Origin of the sequence: Rhodococcus sp. PAMC28707 (assembly GCF_004795915.1) — a bacterium.
GTDB lineage: Bacteria > Actinomycetota > Actinomycetes > Mycobacteriales > Mycobacteriaceae > Rhodococcoides.
Genome location: NZ_CP039253.1, coordinates 4,021,131 through 4,039,837 on the forward strand (window position 1 = coordinate 4,021,131; position 18,707 = coordinate 4,039,837).

Genomic DNA, 18,707 nt, shown 5'->3' on the forward strand with positions numbered 1-18,707 from the left:
AAACCGACTTGACTGTGCCCAAGAATCATCTGTCGAACGAGCTGGAACCCAAACAACGAATCGGGTTCCACACCAGCGTCGAGGTTCGTTGGTCGGATATGGATGCCTACCAACACATCAACCATGCCCGCATGGTGACGCTCCTCGAGGAGGCACGTATTCCGTGGCTGCTGGTCGACGGTAAACCTACGGCGAACCTGCGTCACGGTGCCGTCATTGCGGACTTGCATGTTCGATACCGGGGTCAACTACGTCACGAAGACGGTCCGCTGGACGTGTTCATGTGGGTGGACAAGGTCCGAGCGGTGGATTTCGTTGCAGGTTACGAGGTTCGGGCGAAGGGTAAGTCTCTCGACACACCCGCCGCGATCGTTGCATCGACGCAAATAGCGGCATTCGACATGGATACTCAGGGGCTGCGGAGATTCACAGCCGAAGAACGGACGTATCTGGAGAGCTGGCAACGTGTTTGAGCGTGTCCTCACCATTCCTGATCCCGTCGAACGCAAGAATCTCGTGGCCTTCCTGGAGAAGGCAGTTCGGCTCGACGAGGCTGCTGTCGTTCGTATGAGAACCCGCGCCGACGGCCGTGTATCAGTTTGGGCGGCAACCGGATTCGATGCCCTCGCGGTGCGGGTCATCAAGGGAACGATTGTGCCCGACGACACCTCGGCCGCTGCCGATCAACTCGTGGCGGCCTTGCAGTCGGCATCCGACGGCGTGGTGGATCCTGGATTCTCGATGGACTCGGCCTGGCGAGGTGCGCTTCCCCCGGACGGCGGTTTCAACCATGTGGACGACGTCCCGGCACGCGTCCTGATCGATCTTGCTCAGCGGGGTGCAGCCCTGGCCAAGGAGCATGGGAGTAGTCACGGTCCACCGGTATCACTCCTGGACCAGGAAGTACTGCACGTCGACGGCGCGGGCGGTGAGGTGTCGATCGCTATGCGTACGGTGTTCGCGCTTACCGCAATGGGTTTCGTTCCCCACACGGGTGTGGACCCGTTGACCGCCGACGTCGATCTCACCAGTATCGACGCCGACGAGCTTGTGCGGGTGCGGGCCACCAAGGTGTGGTTGCGGCTCGATGCACGCTACGGATCGGTCTTCTGTAGACGCGGGGATCCGTTGTCCCTCAGCGTCGAACGTTAGCCTCTACCGAATCAGCCCGCTGTGTGTGCCGTCAGACGAGCCATGCAGCGGCATCGGCGGGGAGCTGTCCGTCGACGAGCGGCGCGCTCGACATCAGCAGCTCACCGGGTGGAAGCGGAATGGCGGCATCGGTCGCATTGAGGGCGCAGATGAGTCCTCCTTGCCGGCGGAACGCGAGGCAGCCGGGAGGGCTTCCGTACCAGTCGACTCCGCTTCCAGCGAATTCGGGTCGCAGCGCACGAAGCTCGAATGCTGTCCGATAGAAGTTGAGCATCGAATCGACGTCTTCCAACTGTTCCTCGACGGTCAACGGCGCCCAATCGGGTGGAATGGGTAGCCATGTGTTCGGGGAGGTGCTGAAGCCGAACGGAGGCGCCGGGGACTCCCAGGGCAACGGCACGCGGCAACCGTCGCGGCCCCGTTCTGCATGCCCGGAGCGTTCCCAGACGGGATCTTGAAGAACATCTTCCGGTAGGACGGCGTTCGGTAATCCGAGTTCGGATCCGTTGTAGACGAACACCGTTCCGGGGAGTGCCAACTCCAGCAGCAGCATCGCCCGGGCTCGCCCTGTCCCTCGGATTCCGCCGCCGTATCGGGTCACTTCGCGCTCGATGTCGTGATTGGACAGCGTCCACGTAGGTGTTCCGTCGACTCGGGCGACCGCGGCGAGCGAGTTGGTGACGGCATCGCGAATTGTTGCGGCATCGAAATCGGCCTCGGCCAAGCGGAAGTTGAATCCGAGATGCAGTTCGTCCGGTCGGAGGTAGTCGCCGAACCTTTCGTTGTCCTGGACCCAAATCTCCCCGATAGTGACCTTGTTCGGGTATTCGTCCATCACTTTGCGGATGCCGCGGTGAATCTCGTGGACACCCTCGTTGTTGAATCGAGGATCGTCGTCGTCGTTCTTCATCAGGGTGTTCAACTCGAGGTTCATGTCGTGCAATTCGGCAGGCTTGGCCATACCGTGCGCGACATCGATGCGGAAACCGTCGACACCTCTATCGAGCCAGAACCGCAGCGTCTTCGCCAGATCTTCGGCCACTTCAGGATTCGTCCAGTTCAGGTCCGGTTGCTCGGGCGCGAAGATGTGGAGATACCACTGCTCCGGACGCCCGTCCGAATCGGTGACGCGAGTCCACGCCGAACCGCCGAAGATGCTGGGCCAGTTGTTCGGCGGCTCGGAGCCGTCCCCTTTACCGTCGCGAAAGATGTAGCGAGCACGCTCAGGGCTTCCCGGCGTGGACTCGAGGGCTGCAATGAACCAGGGATGCTGATCGCTGGTGTGATTCGGCACCAAATCCATCGTGACCTTGATATCGCGAACGTGTGCTTCTTCGATGAGCGCGTCCATGACGGCCAAGTCGCCGAACAGGGGATCGATATCTCGTGGATCGGAGACGTCGTAACCGTGGTCGGCCATCGGGGAACGCATGACCGGGCTGAGCCACAACGCGTCGACACCCAACAGTTCCAGGTACCCGAGTTTTTCCCTGATGCCACCGAGATCACCCACTCCATCACCGTTGGAGTCGGCGAACGATCGTGGGTAGATCTGGTAGAAGATCGCGTCCTTCCACCAGGTTTCTTCGGGCGCGTGGAGCGTCGGATCGTTCACAACTGGCAAGTGTGCCAAACGAAACCCATTCGTCTCGACCCAGGGAGTGCGATTGGCACGATATCGCAGACCGGAAGCCCGGTTTTCGTGCTCAAACAGTCCTGTTGTCCGAAATGTGCGGTATCTTTCCACCCAGCCGTAATAAAGGAGAGCTCCCCGTAATGACCGAACTGGCTATCGAGGCCGTGCGTTTGAGTGAAGTTCAGTTGAACGCCAGCCCGATCAACCCGGACTGGATCCTTCACGGCGAGCCCGTCGCGCGGTCCGCGGAGTGGACCCGCACACTCGACGGGACTACCACCTTCAATGTCTGGGATTGCACTGCCGGCCGATTCAATTGGTACTTTCACGTCGATGAGATCGTGCACATCATGGACGGGTCGGTCACAGTCTCTGCGGAAGGCTCTCCACCACGCACGCTCGTTGCCGGGGACGCGGCACTGTTCCGCGCGGGTACGTGGTCGGAGTGGCATGTACCGGACTACGTCCGAAAGCACGCAATTCTGCGCAGTAGTCTGCCCGCTTCGGTCTCCCGCGCACTCGAATTGGCACGCACTCTGCGCGGGGCACTGCGTAAGGCCTCGGGGCTCGGGCGCGGAAAAAGCGCTCCGATCCCACGAGGCCTGTGACCGGCTCAGAGTGCCGAGTTGACCATGGAGTTCGCCGCCATCTCCATGTAGTCCACCAACTGTGTTCGGTGCGGGTCATCGAGAATGCTGGAGTCGATCGAAGCGATGGCAATGTGCATGCACCGCAACCAAGCATCGCGTTCGATCGGACCGATCTTGAACCCCGCGTGCCGCATGCGTAGCCGCGGATGGCCACGCTCGTCCGAGTAGGTGCGAGGGCCGCCCCAGTACTGCTCGAGAAACATACGCATGCGGCGCTCCGCCGGGCCGAGATCCTCTTCCGGGTACAGCGGCCGGACGATCTCGTCGCGCGACACCTCGTCGTAGAACACGGCGACGAGTGTTTCGAATGTCGCCGCGCCGCCGACAGCGTCGTAGAACGTCTGCTGCGGTTCGGTCATGGTTGCTCTTTCTCTACTCATACGGTGTGCGGGCCTGGGTCACCAGTATCTCTATACGGTCATGTCGGACTGCATGCCGCCCTGCCGCCCTTGCGGGTACGGGGCTTTCACGCCCGCGTCGTCGAAGGCCTGCAGGATTTCTCGATGCACTCGCCGCTGAACCGCCCACTGACGACCGGGACGGGTTTTGACGGTGATTCGAATGGTCACCGTGTCCGCGCTCACCGCGTTCACCCCGAGCATCTCGGGCGCACCGAGCAAGTCGTCCTCGAAATCACCGGATGCAACGACGGCCAGCGTCGCCCTTTCGGCGACTGCGCACGCCTCGGCCAGGTTCGCAGTGTGCGCGACGGGGAGGTCGAGGACGGCGACCGCGAAACCTTGACTCATGTTCCCCACCCGCAGAACCTCACCGTTTCGGCAGTACCAGACGGTGCCGTTGATATCGCGGACGGTGGTCACACGCAGTCCGACACTCTCGACTGTTCCGGTCGCTTCACCGAGATCGACGATGTCACCGACACCGTACTGATCTTCGAGGAGCATGAAGATTCCCGACAGAAAATCTCGGACCAGGTTTTGCGCGCCGAAGCCGAGGGCAACCCCGACGATTCCTGCCGAGGCTATGAACGGTGTGACGTTGATGCCGATAACGTCGAGCGCCGACAGAACGAACCACGCCAGAATGACGACGGACACACCGGACTTGAGAACCGACCCGATCGTCTTGGCTCGTTGCCTACGGCGCTCGGCCAGAATCGAACTCTTGAGGGTGCTCGGAGCCCTCTCTCGCAGCGGACGTAGAAGCAGCGGGCCCCTGCCCGATTCGCTGGCGGTGCGGTGAGTGAACCGATCGATCAGTTTGTGCAGCACGATCCGAAGCACGATCGCGAGCACCAGATATCCGAGGACCTGTAGAGGCCTGTGGATCAGCCAATCGCGGCTTGTCTCGGTCAATTCGACTGCTCGCAAGTCGATCGCGGACGCTGCGATGTCAGGGCGTGGAAGAGAATTGAATACAGACACCCGAAGAGTCTACGGACGTTGTGAGATCTCGCCACCGTGCAGCGAACAGGCTCCGAGTCCCTCGAAATTCACCTCGAGGCCACGTTGTTCGTGGACAAAAGGGGTGTGCATGCCGCTCGATTCGTGTTCCACTGTCTCTCGTGTTCCACGCAAGCCATGCGCGGGCGCTGACTCTCCCTGGAGAACACACATGAAGAAGAAGCAACATCGTCACCGACAACTCCAGCCCAGCGATGACCACCACCCTGCAGACCAGCGGGAACGGGCATCCGGGGCGCCTGAGTTGCAGTTGGTTTCATCCGAAGAAACAGATGTCGGCGAGGACAGCCTTCCCGCCTGGGTCAAGCGCCGAGTTCTCCTTCTCAATGCCACATTCGAGCCGCTCACCGCGCTGCCGATGCGCCGAGCCGTGGTTCTTCTCGTCTGCGACAAGGCAGACGTCATCCATGACGATCCAACTGGACCGTTCATAAGATCTGCCGATTTTTCTGTGCAGGTGCCCTCCGTCATCCGCCTACGGACGTATGTCCGAGTGCCGTATCGAGCCCGCGTGCCGATGACGCGGGCCGCGCTGATGCATCGTGATCGCTTCCGATGCGCGTATTGCGGATCCAAGGCCGAGACCGTCGACCACGTGATTCCTCGCAGCCGTGGGGGAGAACACTCCTGGGAGAATTGCGTCGCGTGCTGCGCGCCGTGCAACCACCGCAAGGCCGACAAAATGCTCGGTGAGCTGGGGTGGACACTCCGAGCGCAACTCGTTCCGCCCAAGGGTCCGCACTGGCGGTTGTTGGCAGGCAACAAGGAACTCGACCCGGCATGGCTCGCCTACTTGGGCGAGGGCGCGGCCTGACTCTCGACACCGATGGAACCCGGCGTCGACCTGCAGGGAAAAGTCGACTACCGTCTTGTCCTGTGAGCATTCTGGAGACTCTGCTGATATTCGGGGTGATTCCGATCGCGATTGTCGGAATCGTCGGCGCGTTGTCTTTCCTGGCGAAAAGGCAGCCCGGCTTGGACATCAAGCCCTACCGCCTGTCCGACACGTGGGTAAATGGCTCAGTGCTGTGGAGCGCAACGGACGAGGTGACGCCACACGGCGGTCACGGCTCGCACGCCGTCGCTACAGCTGACTCGATCGGAGGTTCGGCAAGTGGCAAGTGGTGAATTGACTCGTACGGATGTCGCTGTCACGGATGGCAGTGTCGAGAACCTGCCCTACGGTGCGGCACGGACGTCCAGCGGCCGCATTTCTGCGGTCAATCAGTTCGGTGATCCGTACCCTGAGCAGCTTCCCTTCGCAACTCAGGACCTCGTCGCAATCGACGACGCGCTGACCGAAGCCACTCGCGCAACCCAGATTCGCTTCAACATCTACATCGGAGACTTGGGCGAGGATGTGGCCGCAGGCGCAGACGCGGTGTTTCCCAGTACCCCCGATGCAGTTCGGTCACTGCTCATCGCCGTCGATCCCATCCGCAAGGCCATCGAGATCCGTACCGGTCGTCGCGTATCGGATCGCGCCACCGATCGAGTCGCACAGCTCGGAATCACTGCGGCGATCGGCCCCTTCCGTGATGGCAACCTCATCGACGGGCTCGTCAGCTCGGTGCGTGTCATGAGTGCAGCCATCGTCAGCCCGTAATACTCAGCAGGCCCGCCTGGCCCTCCGCCTCGAAACACATGTGCCGTTCGATCGAAACAGTCGATCGAACGGCACATGTGTTCGTTCTCAGGGCCTCGTTACCGGGCGTCGAACTCCCGCGCGGCGAGTGATCGCACGATTCCTGCGCGTCCCTCGATCACCAACCGGTGGAGGGCAGGTGGCAGGTCCCCGCCCAAGAATCGATCCGCTGCCGCGACAGATTCGGCACTGATCGACCACGATGGGTAAAGCCCGATGACCACCGTCTGGGCAACCTCGCTCGACCGCCGTGCCCACACATCACTGATCGCTCCGAAGTAGCGGTCCACGTACGGCGCTAGCAATTCCGACTGATCGGGCCCGGCGAAACCGCCGATGATCGAGCGCGCGGTGATGTTCGGGACCGAGTCATCGTCGACAACTGTTGCCCATGCCAGTTCTTTGACCGCGCTGTCGGGCCGAACAGTGCGGGCTGCAGCGGCCGATCGGGCGCCCGCTGCGGTGTTGTCCCGTGCCGCCTCGGCGTCGATGACCGGGGATTCGAGACCGTTGTTGTCGATGGCCCCAGCGCCTGCCAGAGCAGAAATCAGGCGCCAGCGGAGATCGGTATCGATGTCCAGCCCGTCGAGACCTTGGCCGCTCACATCGCCGTCGAGAAGTGCCTGCACTGCGACGACGTGGCGCTCGGACAGCGAAGAACCCGTCAGTGAGTTTACGAACGCCAGCTGATGATCGGAGCCGGCGTCAGCAGTGCGGGCGAGCTCGAGAACCAAGTCGGCGAATTCTGGCTGACCATGTTCCTTCGCCCACGCTGGGTCCGCGTAGCTGTTGATCGCTGTCTGAGCTTGCAACAACAACCGCTGCACGACGCCGACCTCGGTCTCGGCAGAAATGCCGCGCTGGACGAGTGCGAAGAAGTCGCGAGCCTTCAGTTCGGCTGAGCGTGTCATCTCCCACGCCGCCGACCACGCCAAGGTCCGGGGGAGTGGTTCGGAGATGTCGCCGATGCGCGCGATCAGTGTCGCCAAGGACTCGGGATCGAGACGCACCGAGCAGTACGTGAGGTCGTCGTCGTTGACGAGAACGATCTTGCCCCGTGACACGCCGATCAGGCTTGGGACATCGGTGCGTTCGGCCGCATCCAAATCGAGCTCGACGCGGTCGGTTCGGACCAGCTTTCCGTCGACGTCGTCGTAGATCCCTACCGCGATGCGGTGGATTCGGCGCTCACCGGCACCGGGAGCGGCACCGCTCTGCACGACTGCGAATCGAGTGAAATTGCCGTCGTCATCGACGTCGAAGTCGGGGCTCAGCGTGTTCAGTCCGGTGGTACGCAACCACTGGTTGCCCCAGTCCGACAGGTCTCTGCCCGAGGATTTCTCGAGCGCAGTCAGAAGGTCGGCGAAAGTGGCGTTTGCGAATGCGTGGTCGACGAAGTAGCTGCGGAGACCGGCGAGAAATTCCTCCTTGCCCACGTAGGCAACGAGCTGCTTGAGAACGCTTGCGCCCTTGGCGTAGGTGATGCCGTCGAAATTGACTTCGACCGCGGCGAGGTCGGGGATATCCGCGGCGATCGGATGTGTGGACGGCAACTGGTCCTGGCGGTACGCCCACGCCTTCTCGACGTTGGCGAACGTTGTCCATGCATTCGTGTACTCGGTCGCCTCGGTCTGGCACAACACAGATGCGAAGGTCGCGAAGGATTCGTTGAGCCAGAGGTCATCCCACCACGTCATGGTCACGAGGTCGCCGAACCACATGTGGGCCATCTCGTGCAGGATCGTCTCCGAGCGACGCTCGTAGGAGTAGCGGGTGACTTTGGAACGGAAGACGTAGTCCTCCAGGAATGTCACCGCCCCTGCGTTCTCCATCGCGCCGGCGTTGAATTCCGGGACGAACAGCTGGTCGTACTTGCCGAACGCATACGGAGTGCCGAAGTTGGCGTGGTAGAAGCCGAAACCCTGCTTGGTTTCGGTGAACAGTCGCTCGACGTCCAGGTGCTCCGCAAGCGAGGCACGGCAGTAGAGACCTAGGGGAATGGTGCCGTGCTCATCGCTGTAGGTGTCGGTCCACTCGGCGTACGGTCCGGCGATCAACGCGACGAGATATGTGCTCAACAGCGGCGTCGTCTCGAACGAGTGTTTGCCAGCAGTAGGTTCCGATGCGTGGGGAGCGTTGGAGATGATCTTCCAACTCTCGGGAGCAGTGACCTCGAGATCGAAGGTGGCTTTCAAGTCCGGCTGATCGAAACACGCGAACATCCGTTTCGCGTCCGCTGTCTCGAATTGCGAATACAGGTAGATCGAACCGTCGGAAGGGTCGACGAACCGGTGCAATCCTTCGCCGGTGTGCGAATAGACACAGTCGGCTTCGACGACCAATACGTTTCTCTCGGCGAGATCCGTCAGCGCAATTCCGGTCTCCTCGTCGTAGCCGGAGACATCGAGCGCCGATCCATTGAGCGTCGCCGACCTTATTCGGCCTGCCACGATGTCGACGAAGGTCGAGGCACCCGTGGTGGCGGTGAAAGTGATGGTCGTGGTCGACAGAAACGTCTTCTCGCTGGGATTGCCCGACCCGTCGGTCAGATCCAGCACGATCGAATACGCCGAACTGCCGACCACAGTGGAGCGTTCGGCAGCTTGGTCGCGAGTCAGATTGGGAGCAACCACAGAATTGGCACCTTCTCGAGTAGGAATGAGTAGTGCCACCATCCCATCACGTCGAGGGTCGGGCATGCTGGTTCAGGCGTCGGCGGAATTCGTGGCTGGCCGCCGTCGTTTGACCCCACGTCAACTCGTCAACGAAACTTCGAAGGAGCCTCACGTGACCGATAGTTCTCAAAAGGACACCGCGGATTTCTGGTTCGACCCACTGTGCCCGTGGTGCTGGATCACCTCGCGGTGGATCCTCGAGGTCCAGCAGGTGCGCGACATCGACGCCAACTTCCACGTGATGAGCCTGGCAGTTCTCAACGAGGACAAGGATCTGCCCGAGGAATACGTCGAGATGATGAAGTCCTCGTGGGGACCCGTCCGCGTTGCGATTGCTGCAGCCCGCGCCGAAGGAGATCAAATTCTGCTCCCGCTCTACACCGCGATGGGCACACGGATTCACAACGAAGGCAACAAGAACTTCCCTGAGGTCATCGAGCAGTCGCTCGCCGAGCTCGGACTGCCTGCGGAGTTGGCCACGGCGGCGGACAGTACCGACTACGACGACGACCTGCGCACCAGCCATCACGCTGGAATGGACAAGGTGGGGACCGACGTCGGCACGCCCACCATCCACGTCAACGGTGTCGCATTCTTCGGTCCGGTCCTCTCACGAATTCCGCGCGGAGAGGAGGCAGGCAAGCTGTGGGACGCTTCGGTGATCTTCGCTTCGTACCCGCACTTCTTCGAGCTCAAGAGATCTCGTAACGAGGATCCTCAGTTCGATTAGCCCGACGTGGCCACTGGTGGCTCGGCCATCAGTGGCACCGGGCCGCGGCCGGGTCAGTAGACAATGCGATCCGGGCCGGTTGCAGCCCCGAAAACCTGGTGCTCTCGCCGGCTGTACCGCCACGCCGACCACGCGGCTGCAGCCGCGTCCAATGCGTCGTCGAGCGCGGGGCCCGGCGGTAGCTCGGCGAGACCCACGGCAAGATTGTGTGGGTCGATCCAGGTCGACAAGGCCGCCATTCGTTGACCTGCACCGCGTCCGGTCTTCTTCGACGCGAAAGCAGTCGTCGGCGCCATCGCACGGAACGAACATTCCGGATGAACCTCGACGACGCGATCGGGATCGAACTCCGCTGTCCGCCACGCCCGCACCGAAGGCAGCAGGTGCCAAGTCTGTTTACTGATCGCCTTGCCGGTGATCCGACGCGAGATGTCGCATGCCTCGCGGTAGTCCTCGGCGTCGAGTACCTCCGATACCGGCGTGTGGAAGATCGACGACCGCGCCGGCCCCAGAAATGCTTTCGCCGCGAGCTCACTGATCCGATACGACTCTTCCGGTATCGACAGCGGCATATCCACCGCGACCACCGAGCATCGGGCAGTCGCGTCGAGCACAGCATCGACGCTGCCGGCGACACTCCAGGTGACGACGGCGCCGTCGAAAATCGCGACGACCCATTCACCCTTGGCTCCGTCGACTCCGGCAACCGTTTTTCCCGCGCGCACTCCCACCTGTCAGACTCTAGGCATGCGCGTATACCTGGGGGCAGACCATGCCGGTCTCGAGTTCAAGAATCAGATCATCGAACATCTCACCGCGAGCGGGCACGATCCCGTCGATTGCGGTGCGTTCGAATACGACGCCGTGGACGACTACCCGGCGTTCTGTATCGACGCCGCTCGCCGCGTAGTCGCCGACCCGGGTAGCCGTGGCCTCGTCCTCGGCGGTTCGGGTAACGGCGAGCAAATCGCAGCCAACAAGGTGCCGGGCGCACGATGCGCATTGGCGTGGAGTGTCGAGACCGCGAAACTGGCGCGCGAGCACAACGATGCGCAGCTCATCGGTATCGGTGGGCGCATGCACACACTTCCCGAGGCCCTGGCGATCGTCGACGCTTTCCTTGCGACACCGTTCTCCGGTGAAGAACGTCACCAGCGCCGCGTCGACATCTTGTCCGAGTACGAGCGCAGCGGTGTGGCTCCGGCGGTACCCGGGGGCGAAGCCCTCGCCGGCGATGTGAAGCCTGCGTAACTGTGCCCGAAGGGCACACGTTGCACCGATTGGCTCGGTTGCATCAACGACGGTTCCGCGGGGCGCCGGTCGAGGTGTGCAGTCCTCAGGGGCGGTTCACCTCTGGCGCCGCGCTGATCGACGGTCTTGTTCTCCTCGGGGCCGAGGCGTGGGGCAAGCACCTTCTCCACCGATACGAGTCCGACTTGATCGTGCATATTCATCTCGGCCTGTACGGGAAGTTCACCGAACACGCGGTGCCGCTGGATGATCCGGTCGGGGCCGTGCGCTTGCGCATGGTGGGGGAGCGGTACGGGACCGACCTGCGGGGCCCGACCGCCTGCGAGATCTACACCGAGCAGCAAGTCGACGCACTCAAGGCGCGGCTCGGACCGGACCCCATCCGAAAGGATGCTGATCCCGAACGCGCGTGGGCACGAATTACGAAGTCGCGCACACCTATCGGCACCTTGCTCATGGATCAGAAGGTCCTGGCGGGAGTGGGTAATGTCTATCGTGCCGAGATTCTCTTTCGCCACGAAATCAATCCGATGCGTCCCGGCAAGGATCTCGACCATTCCGAATGGGACGCACTGTGGTTCGACCTCGTCGACCTGATGAACATCGGTGTCCGACGCGGGAAGATCATCACCATTCGGCCGGAAGACGACCACGGCGACGTCGGATACGACGCGAAACGGCCGCGCTCGTACGTCTATCGCCAGGCGGGGCGTCCGTGCCGCGTGTGTGGGGCCGAGATTCTGCATTCGGTGATGCAGGCAAGAAACCTGTTCTGGTGCCCGGTCTGTCAGGCAAGTTAGAAACCACCTCGATCTCCACCGCGGTCTTCCGGACAAATCGGACGCATCCCGGGATACGTGGCGGATACCCGCGCGGAGGTCCCCTGTGCGAGGGAGAATCGCCGCTATGACTTCAGTCCCGCAGCTCGAACTTCTCTCGCGTGAGTGCGACCGCATGGCGTCGCTGACCCTCGACGACCTCGCGTTGCCGGTCCTGTCGATGCCCGGTTGGACCGTGGAAAAGCTGATCCGCCATGTCGGCTTCGTGCACCGCATGGCGGTTGCTGCACTCGAAATACCCGCATCCGAAGGAATGGCGAAAGTTGTTGGAGCGGTTGCCAAACCGGAGCGTGGACCGCAAGTTCTCGATGACTATCGAGAGTCCGCCGCCTGCATGCTCGCGGCGTATCGAGCAGTAGATCCAACGGAGGAAGTTGCGACGTGGGCCGGGATCGATTCGGCCGACTATTGGATCAGGAGGCAGTTACACGAGGTGACCGTGCATAGATTCGATGCCCAGGATGCGATTCGCGAGCGCGGGGGCCCAGAACCCGAATCGGCAGATCCGGTCGGTGCTGCGGACGCGATCGTCGAGTGGGCGGAGCAGTTTCTCACGAGATTTCCCGTCGAGAAGGTTCCTGCTGTGGCTGGACGAACAGTCCATTTACACACCGACGACGGTACCGATGCCGAGTTGTTCCTCGATTTCACCGGAGACGAGGTCGCAGTGTCTCGCCAACACCGGAAAGGCGATGTGGCGCTGCGTGGTTCTGCGCAGAACCTGATGCTCACTCTCTGGCGTCGACGACCGTTGGACGGCCTCGACATCGTCGGAGATCGTGCTGTGGCGCAGGCGCTGTACGACGGAATACGGATCTGAAGAAGTTTGTGCAGGATATAGACACAAAAAAGCCCGGTCCATGAAAATCAGGACCGGGCTTTTTGCTGGAGCCGATGACGAGAATCGAACTCGCGTAGCCTGTTTGGAAGACAGGGGCTCTACCATTGAGCTACATCGGCATGCGAGCGGCTCGATGGGATCGCCATCTGCGCCGCTTGCGTTATGAGACTCTACCGAACCTCGGTTCGAGATTACAAATTGGCTGGATCGGCTACCTGTGGACGCAGTAACGGTGGCCCGTCGACGACCCCGAATAGTGCATACTGTTCAATGGATCCTGCACCTGCTGTTCCAAGGTCCATGCAATTGCTGTTCAATGGTGCCTGTAGGTTTGTTCGGTAGACGGGGTGTGGCGCAGCTTGGTAGCGCATCCGCTTTGGGAGCGGAGGGTCGCAGGTTCAATTCCTGTCACCCCGACAAGAGAAGCCGGATCCAATGCGGATCCGGCTTCGATCAAACAATCACCGCCGGGTCGCCCGCTAGTAGGTGGACCAGACATACGGTGATCCAGGCAGACGATGATCCAGACAGCAAGGTAAGACCACCAAAAGGAGCATGTCCCGTGAAGAGCACCGTCGAGCAGCTCAGCCCGACGCGAGTCCGTATCAACGTTGAGGTGCCCTTCGAGGAGCTCAAGCCTGATTTCGACCGCGCCTACAAGGCTCTTGCTCAGCAGATCCGCCTGCCGGGGTTCCGCCCGGGCAAGGCTCCCGCGAAGCTGCTCGAAGCTCGAGTCGGACGAGGGGCAGTGTTGGAGCAGGTCGTCAACGACGCCCTCCCCACGCGCTACTCCGAAGCCGTCTCCGCGGAGAACATCAAGGTCATCGGACAGCCCGATATCGAGATCACCAAGATCGAGGACGGCGAACAGCTCACTTTCACCGCCGAGGTCGACATCCGTCCCGAGATCGCCTTGCCGGACTACTCGACCATCGATATCACGGTCGATCCCCTCGAAATCACTGACGAAGCAGTAGACGAGCAGCTGTTGTCGCTGCGCCAGCGCTTCGGCACGTTGACCGGTGTGACTCGTCCCGTGCAGTCCGGAGACTTCGTCTCCATCGACCTCTCGGCCACAGTCGACGGTGAAACCGTCGAAGAGGCTTCGGCCAGCGGCTTGTCCCACGAGGTCGGTTCGGGCCAGCTCATCGAAGGCTTGGACGATGCCATCGTCGGAGTCTCGGTGGACGAGTCCAAGGATTTCACTTCCACGCTCGTTGCAGGCGAATTCGCAGGCAAAGAAGCAGTTGTCTCCGTCAAGGTCGTCTCCGTCAAGGAGCGCGAACTTCCCGAGGCCGACGACGAGTTCGCACAGCTCGCCAGCGAGTTCGACACCCTCGAAGAGCTGATTGCCGACCTGAAGACTCGCGTCGAACGAGTGAAGAAGGTCGAGCAGGCAGGCCAGATCCGCGACAAGGTACTGGAGACGCTTCTCGAGACCCTCGAGATCCCGGCGCCGGAAGCCGTCGTCAAGGCTGAGGTCGACTCCCAGCTCCACGAGGCCATCCACGGACTCGACCACGATGAAGCCAAGCTTGCCGAGATGTTGGAGGCGCAGGGCTCGAGCCGTGAAGAGTTCGACAAGGACGTCAAGGAAGCCGCCGAGAAGTCGGTGCGCACGCAGTTGCTCCTCGATGCGATTGCCGAAGCAGAACAGACTCAGGTCGGTCAGGACGAGCTCACCGAGCGGATCATCTTCCAGGCGCAGCGCTACGGCATTTCGCCCGAGGAGTTCATCCAGCAGGTGCAGCAGGCAAATCAGCTCGGTGCCATCTTCGCCGACGTGCGTCGCGGCAGGGCTTTGGCCTCGGTTGTCGACCGTGTCAACGTGACCGACACGGCCGGTGCGACCGTGGACACCGCAGAGCTTTTCGGTAGTCCCGCGGACGAGGAAGAGCCTGCAGCAGGCGATTCTGCCGAGGGTGAACAAGACAAGTAACGCTTACAGCGAACGACGGCGGTTCCGGGACTCCGGAGCCGCCTTCTTTCGTTAGTGTCTGTATCAGGAACCAACGATCGTATGGAAAAGGCAGGTACCGTGACTGTTCAGAATTCGGCGGCTTTGCGTCAGCAGAGTCCCGTCATGACTTCGGCCTCCTCCGGCCTCAATCTCAGCGACTCCGTGTACGAACGTCTGCTTCGCGAGCGCATCATCTTCCTCGGTACTCAGGTCGACGATGACATCGCCAACAAGCTGTGTGCTCAGATTCTCCTTCTGTCCGCTGAGGACGCCACCCGCGACATATCTCTTTACATCAACTCTCCCGGTGGCTCCGTCACCGCGGGCATGGCGATCTTCGACACCATGGAATTCGCCGAATGCGATGTAGCTACTTACGGAATGGGTTTGGCTGCGTCCATGGGGCAGTTCCTGTTGTCGGCAGGCGCCAAGGGAAAGCGCTACGCACTCCCGCACGCCCGGATCATGATGCACCAGCCCTCGGCCGGTATCGGTGGTAGTGCCAGTGACATTGCCATCATGGCTGAGCAGTTCGCGCACACCAAGCGTGAAATGGCCGAGTTGATCGCGCTGCACACCGGCCAGACCGTCGAGCAGATCACCGAAGACTCCGATCGTGACCGCTGGTTCACCGCAAAGGCGGCAAAGGAGTACGGGTTCGTCGATCATGTCGTCAGCCGCGCTCGGCAGGCCGGCGGAATCGGCGACTAGATCCGCCCGGACCGGCGATCCCTCGATCACTTACATCTTGGAGAAACGATGACAAACCTGTTCGATCCCAATCAGATGCCGTCCTCGCGGTACATCTTGCCTTCTTTCGTCGAGCACTCCAGCTACGGCATGAAGGAATCCAACCCGTACAACAAGCTGTTCGAGGAGCGCATCATCTTCCTCGGCGTCCAGGTCGACGACGCGTCGGCCAACGATGTCATGGCCCAGTTGCTCGTGTTGGAAGGTCTCGATCCCGATCGCGACATCACGATGTACATCAACTCGCCCGGTGGTTCGTTCACCTCGCTGATGGCCATCTACGACACCATGCAGTACGTCCGCGCGGACGTGGCGACGGTCTGCCTCGGGCAGGCAGCATCGGCGGCGGCCGTGTTGCTCGCCGCAGGTACCCCGGGAAAGCGCGCTGCTCTGCCGAATGCGCGCGTGCTGATCCACCAGCCATCCAGTGGTGGAATTCAGGGCCAGGTCTCGGACCTCGAGATTCAGGCTGCGGAAATCGAGCGCATGCGTCGTCTCATGGAGACCACACTCGGTCGGCACACCGGCAAGGATCCCGACGTCATCCGCAAGGACACCGATCGTGACAAGATCCTGACCGCCGCGCAGGCCAAGGACTACGGAATTATCGACACGGTCTTCGAATACCGGAAGCTGTCGGCACAGAAGTAGTACAAGCAGGAATCCTCGCGAAACCTCTGGTTGTCGGGCGTGGGCCAAGCTCTTTCACGTCCGACATCCCTGGGTCAGCACGCACGGTCACACGCTTCGACAGTCTTCGACCAGCAAGAAGTTCGGGGCGGAATAAGTAGGGCAGCGAATCACCGTAAACATCTCACCCATGGTCGTCGAACACGGGTACGGTCGCTTCAAGGCACGAACGAGTTGTGGATCGAGAAGTGGCCGACGACTGGACCGACATCGTGATGGTGTCTACCGGGCCGGTCGCGAACAAGGAAGTAGGAACCTCGAATATGGCACGCATCGGTGACGGCGGCGATCTGTTGAAGTGCTCCTTCTGCGGTAAGAGCCAGAAACAGGTGAAAAAGCTCATCGCGGGGCCTGGGGTGTACATCTGCGATGAGTGCATCGACCTGTGCAACGAGATCATCGAGGAAGAGCTTGCGGAGTCGAGCGAGGTCAAACTCGACGATCTGCCGAAGCCGGCCGAGATTCGGGACTTCCTCGAGAATTACGTGATCGGTCAGGACACTGCCAAGCGCACGCTGGCCGTGGCCGTCTACAACCACTACAAGCGCATTCAGGCCGGGGACAAAACTCGGGACTCGCGGGGTGAGACCGTCGAGTTGGCCAAGTCCAATATTTTGATGCTCGGACCCACCGGATGCGGCAAGACCTACTTGGCTCAGACACTTGCGAAGATGCTCAACGTGCCGTTCGCGATAGCGGATGCTACAGCTCTGACCGAGGCGGGCTACGTTGGTGAGGATGTCGAGAACATCCTCCTCAAGCTGATTCAGGCTGCAGATTACGATGTGAAGCGAGCCGAGACCGGCATCATCTACATCGACGAGGTCGACAAGATCGCGCGTAAGAGCGAGAATCCGTCGATCACTCGTGATGTGTCCGGTGAGGGCGTGCAGCAGGCACTCCTGAAGATCCTCGAAGGAACTCAGGCAAGTGTGCCTCCGCAAGGTGGTCGCAAGCATCCACACCAGGAATTCATACAGATCGACACGACCAACGTGTTGTTCATCGTTGCCGGAGCTTTCGCAGGCCTCGAGAAGATCGTCTCGGACCGGATCGGTAAGCGTGGTCTTGGATTCGGTGCCGAGGTTCGGTCGAAGGCCGAGCTGGACACCCAAGACAACTTTGCCGAGGTGATGCCGGAGGACTTGATCAAGTTCGGCTTGATTCCGGAATTCATCGGGCGTCTCCCGGTTGTCGCCTCGGTGACCAATCTGGACAAGGAATCCCTCGTCACCATCCTGTCGGAGCCGAAGAATGCGCTGGTCAAACAGTACAGTCGGCTGTTCGAGATGGATAATGTCGAGTTGGAGTTCACTCAGGACGCTCTCGAAGCTATTGCTGATCAGGCAATCCTGAGAGGCACAGGGGCTCGTGGACTTCGCGCCATTCTCGAAGAAGTGCTCAACCCGGTGATGTTCGATATTCCGAGCCGTGACGACGTCGCAAAGGTCGTCGTGACTTCTGAGACCGTCAACGACAACGTGTTGCCGACAATCGTTCCACGCAAGCCGGAACGTCCTGAGCGCCGCGAGAAGTCCGCATAGTTCGCACATGCACGAGTCGAGCCCCGATCACATAGATCGGGGCTCGACTCGTCTTCCGATCGGCCAGTGGAAATTCAACGCAGAATGCGCTCGGTATGGGAGTACAGATTCATGTTCTCGCCGCGAAGGAACCCGACGACGGTCAGTCCGGATTCTTCCGCGAGATCGACAGCGAGCGAAGAGGGCGCCGACACTGCAGCAAGAATCGGGACGCCGGCCATGACTGCCTTCTGCGCCAATTCGAACGACGCCCGAGCGCTCACCATCAAGATGTGGCCCCGCAGCGGTATCAGTCCTTCACCGGTCGCCCATCCGAGTACTTTGTCGACGGCATTGTGCCGACCCACGTCCTCGCGAACAACGAGGACCCGGCCGTCGCTGTCGCACAACGCTGCGCCATGCAGGCCACCAGTGGTGTCGAAGATCTTCTGCGCCCGCCGCAAACTGTCGGGCAGGAGCGCCAACACCTCGGACTTGACGCGGACGGCATCGTCGACCGGGGAGTACTTGGTCTTCGAGCGGACGGCGTCGAGTGAGCCTTTTCCGCACACACCGCACGAAGAAGTCGTATAGAAATTTCTTTCCACACCAGGCGTAGGCAGTGCGACGCCCTCTGCAAGTTCGATGTCGAGCACGTTGTACGTGTTCTGTCCGGTGTCGTCCACCCCATCGCAATAACGCGCGACCCGGATGTCGTCACGGCTGGTGATGACACCTTCCGTCAGCAGGAAACCATGAACGAGGTCCACGTCATGTCCGGGCGTTCGCATGGTGACGGCCAGTGCGGCGCCGTTCACACGGATCTCCAACGGCTCCTCTACGACGAGGGTGTCCGGGCGAGAGGTCTCGACCCGACCTCGCAGTCGAACCACAGGTCTGCGGGTAGTGATGCGTCCCATCGGTCAAGCACTTTTCGCGAG

Annotated in this window: 20 protein-coding genes and 2 tRNA genes; 15 read left to right on the forward strand and 7 right to left on the reverse strand. The window is 61.2% G+C overall.

Annotated elements, in window-relative coordinates; genetic code table 11:
* The first annotated feature begins 98 nt into the window (after window positions 1-98).
* Window positions 99-473 (forward strand): thioesterase family protein, encoded by a 375-nt coding sequence (locus tag E5720_RS18260; RefSeq protein ID WP_179142128.1) that lies wholly within the window; start codon window positions 99-101, stop codon window positions 471-473.
* Entirely contained in the window at window positions 466-1,152 is a 687-nt protein-coding gene (locus E5720_RS18265; protein WP_136171813.1) for a hypothetical protein, read from the forward strand. Before E5720_RS18260 ends, E5720_RS18265 begins: the two co-directional genes overlap by 8 nt.
* 31 nt (window positions 1,153-1,183) lie before the next feature.
* Here the strand turns inward: E5720_RS18265 and E5720_RS18270 are convergent, their stop codons facing one another.
* Window positions 1,184-2,767 (reverse strand): alpha-amylase family glycosyl hydrolase, encoded by a 1,584-nt coding sequence (locus E5720_RS18270; protein WP_136171814.1) that lies wholly within the window; start codon window positions 2,765-2,767, stop codon window positions 1,184-1,186.
* Window positions 2,768-2,928: 161 nt separating this feature from the next.
* Between E5720_RS18270 and E5720_RS18275 the strand changes: the two genes are divergently transcribed.
* Window positions 2,929-3,396 carry a cupin domain-containing protein gene (locus tag E5720_RS18275; RefSeq protein ID WP_136171815.1) on the forward strand — a complete coding sequence of 156 codons (468 nt, stop codon included), beginning with the start codon at window positions 2,929-2,931 and terminating at the stop codon, window positions 3,394-3,396.
* 5 nt (window positions 3,397-3,401) lie between these two features.
* Here the strand turns inward: E5720_RS18275 and E5720_RS18280 are convergent, their stop codons facing one another.
* Together E5720_RS18280 and E5720_RS18285 are read right to left on the reverse strand one after the other, a co-directional pair.
* Entirely contained in the window at window positions 3,402-3,797 is a 396-nt protein-coding gene (locus E5720_RS18280) for a globin (RefSeq protein WP_136171816.1), read from the reverse strand.
* Between the two features lie 51 nt (window positions 3,798-3,848).
* A complete protein-coding gene (locus tag E5720_RS18285; RefSeq protein WP_136171817.1) occupies window positions 3,849-4,823 on the reverse strand; it encodes a mechanosensitive ion channel family protein in 975 nt (324 codons plus the stop codon).
* A 190-nt stretch (window positions 4,824-5,013) separates the two neighbouring features.
* Here E5720_RS18285 and E5720_RS18290 point away from each other — a divergent pair, with 190 nt between their 5' ends.
* The 3 genes from E5720_RS18290 (at window position 5,014) to E5720_RS18300 (ending at window position 6,468) form a co-directional block, all read left to right on the forward strand.
* Window positions 5,014-5,676, forward strand: coding sequence for an HNH endonuclease (locus E5720_RS18290; RefSeq protein ID WP_210729905.1), 663 nt, complete (start codon window positions 5,014-5,016; stop codon window positions 5,674-5,676).
* 62 nt (window positions 5,677-5,738) lie between these two features.
* Window positions 5,739-5,990 carry a hypothetical protein gene (locus tag E5720_RS18295; protein ID WP_136171818.1) on the forward strand — a complete coding sequence of 84 codons (252 nt, stop codon included), beginning with the start codon at window positions 5,739-5,741 and terminating at the stop codon, window positions 5,988-5,990.
* Window positions 5,977-6,468: a DUF5130 family protein gene (locus E5720_RS18300; RefSeq protein ID WP_136171819.1), complete on the forward strand. Its 492-nt coding sequence runs from the start codon at window positions 5,977-5,979 to the stop codon at window positions 6,466-6,468. The genes E5720_RS18295 and E5720_RS18300 overlap by 14 nt, the downstream gene beginning before the upstream one ends.
* A 98-nt stretch (window positions 6,469-6,566) precedes the next feature.
* On the opposite strand, the gene pepN is transcribed toward E5720_RS18300, so the two are convergent.
* On the reverse strand, window positions 6,567-9,140 hold the full coding sequence (pepN, locus tag E5720_RS18305; RefSeq protein ID WP_136171820.1) for an aminopeptidase N: 2,574 nt from the start codon (window positions 9,138-9,140) through the stop codon (window positions 6,567-6,569).
* Between the two features lie 154 nt (window positions 9,141-9,294).
* On the opposite strand from pepN, the gene E5720_RS18310 reads away from it, so the two are divergent.
* Window positions 9,295-9,912: a DsbA family protein gene (locus tag E5720_RS18310; protein WP_247596043.1), complete on the forward strand. Its 618-nt coding sequence runs from the start codon at window positions 9,295-9,297 to the stop codon at window positions 9,910-9,912.
* Between the two features lie 53 nt (window positions 9,913-9,965).
* Here the strand turns inward: E5720_RS18310 and E5720_RS18315 are convergent, their stop codons facing one another.
* Window positions 9,966-10,643: a DUF429 domain-containing protein gene (locus E5720_RS18315; protein ID WP_247596044.1), complete on the reverse strand. Its 678-nt coding sequence runs from the start codon at window positions 10,641-10,643 to the stop codon at window positions 9,966-9,968.
* 16 nt (window positions 10,644-10,659) lie between these two features.
* Between E5720_RS18315 and E5720_RS18320 the strand changes: the two genes are divergently transcribed.
* The 3 genes from E5720_RS18320 (at window position 10,660) to E5720_RS18330 (ending at window position 12,822) form a co-directional block, all read left to right on the forward strand.
* Complete coding sequence (locus E5720_RS18320) at window positions 10,660-11,163, forward strand: ribose-5-phosphate isomerase (protein ID WP_136171821.1); 504 nt, start codon at window positions 10,660-10,662, stop codon at window positions 11,161-11,163.
* A 2-nt stretch (window positions 11,164-11,165) separates the two neighbouring features.
* Complete coding sequence (locus E5720_RS18325; protein ID WP_136171822.1) at window positions 11,166-11,963, forward strand: DNA-formamidopyrimidine glycosylase family protein; 798 nt, start codon at window positions 11,166-11,168, stop codon at window positions 11,961-11,963.
* 106 nt (window positions 11,964-12,069) lie between these two features.
* Entirely contained in the window at window positions 12,070-12,822 is a 753-nt protein-coding gene (locus E5720_RS18330) for a maleylpyruvate isomerase N-terminal domain-containing protein (protein ID WP_136171823.1), read from the forward strand.
* A 66-nt stretch (window positions 12,823-12,888) separates the two neighbouring features.
* Here E5720_RS18330 and E5720_RS18335 read toward each other — a convergent pair.
* Window positions 12,889-12,962: transfer RNA gene (locus tag E5720_RS18335), tRNA-Gly, on the reverse strand.
* A 224-nt stretch (window positions 12,963-13,186) separates the two neighbouring features.
* Here E5720_RS18335 and E5720_RS18340 point away from each other — a divergent pair.
* The 5 genes from E5720_RS18340 to clpX all read left to right on the forward strand — a co-directional run bounded on the left by E5720_RS18340 (window position 13,187) and on the right by clpX (window position 17,787).
* Window positions 13,187-13,260, forward strand: a tRNA-Pro gene (locus E5720_RS18340).
* A 145-nt stretch (window positions 13,261-13,405) separates the two neighbouring features.
* On the forward strand, window positions 13,406-14,782 hold the full coding sequence (tig, locus tag E5720_RS18345) for a trigger factor (protein WP_168708380.1): 1,377 nt from the start codon (window positions 13,406-13,408) through the stop codon (window positions 14,780-14,782).
* 144 nt (window positions 14,783-14,926) lie between these two features.
* Window positions 14,927-15,514 carry an ATP-dependent Clp protease proteolytic subunit gene (locus E5720_RS18350; RefSeq protein WP_136172803.1) on the forward strand — a complete coding sequence of 196 codons (588 nt, stop codon included), beginning with the start codon at window positions 14,927-14,929 and terminating at the stop codon, window positions 15,512-15,514.
* Window positions 15,515-15,562: 48 nt separating this feature from the next.
* Window positions 15,563-16,204: an ATP-dependent Clp protease proteolytic subunit gene (locus E5720_RS18355; RefSeq protein WP_084344656.1), complete on the forward strand. Its 642-nt coding sequence runs from the start codon at window positions 15,563-15,565 to the stop codon at window positions 16,202-16,204.
* A gap of 302 nt (window positions 16,205-16,506) precedes the next feature.
* Window positions 16,507-17,787 carry an ATP-dependent Clp protease ATP-binding subunit ClpX gene (gene clpX, locus E5720_RS18360; protein ID WP_084344834.1) on the forward strand — a complete coding sequence of 427 codons (1,281 nt, stop codon included), beginning with the start codon at window positions 16,507-16,509 and terminating at the stop codon, window positions 17,785-17,787.
* A gap of 74 nt (window positions 17,788-17,861) precedes the next feature.
* Here the strand turns inward: clpX and fdhD are convergent, their stop codons facing one another.
* A complete protein-coding gene (gene fdhD / locus E5720_RS18365) occupies window positions 17,862-18,686 on the reverse strand; it encodes a formate dehydrogenase accessory sulfurtransferase FdhD (protein WP_136171824.1) in 825 nt (274 codons plus the stop codon).
* Window positions 18,687-18,707: the final 21 nt, after the last annotated feature.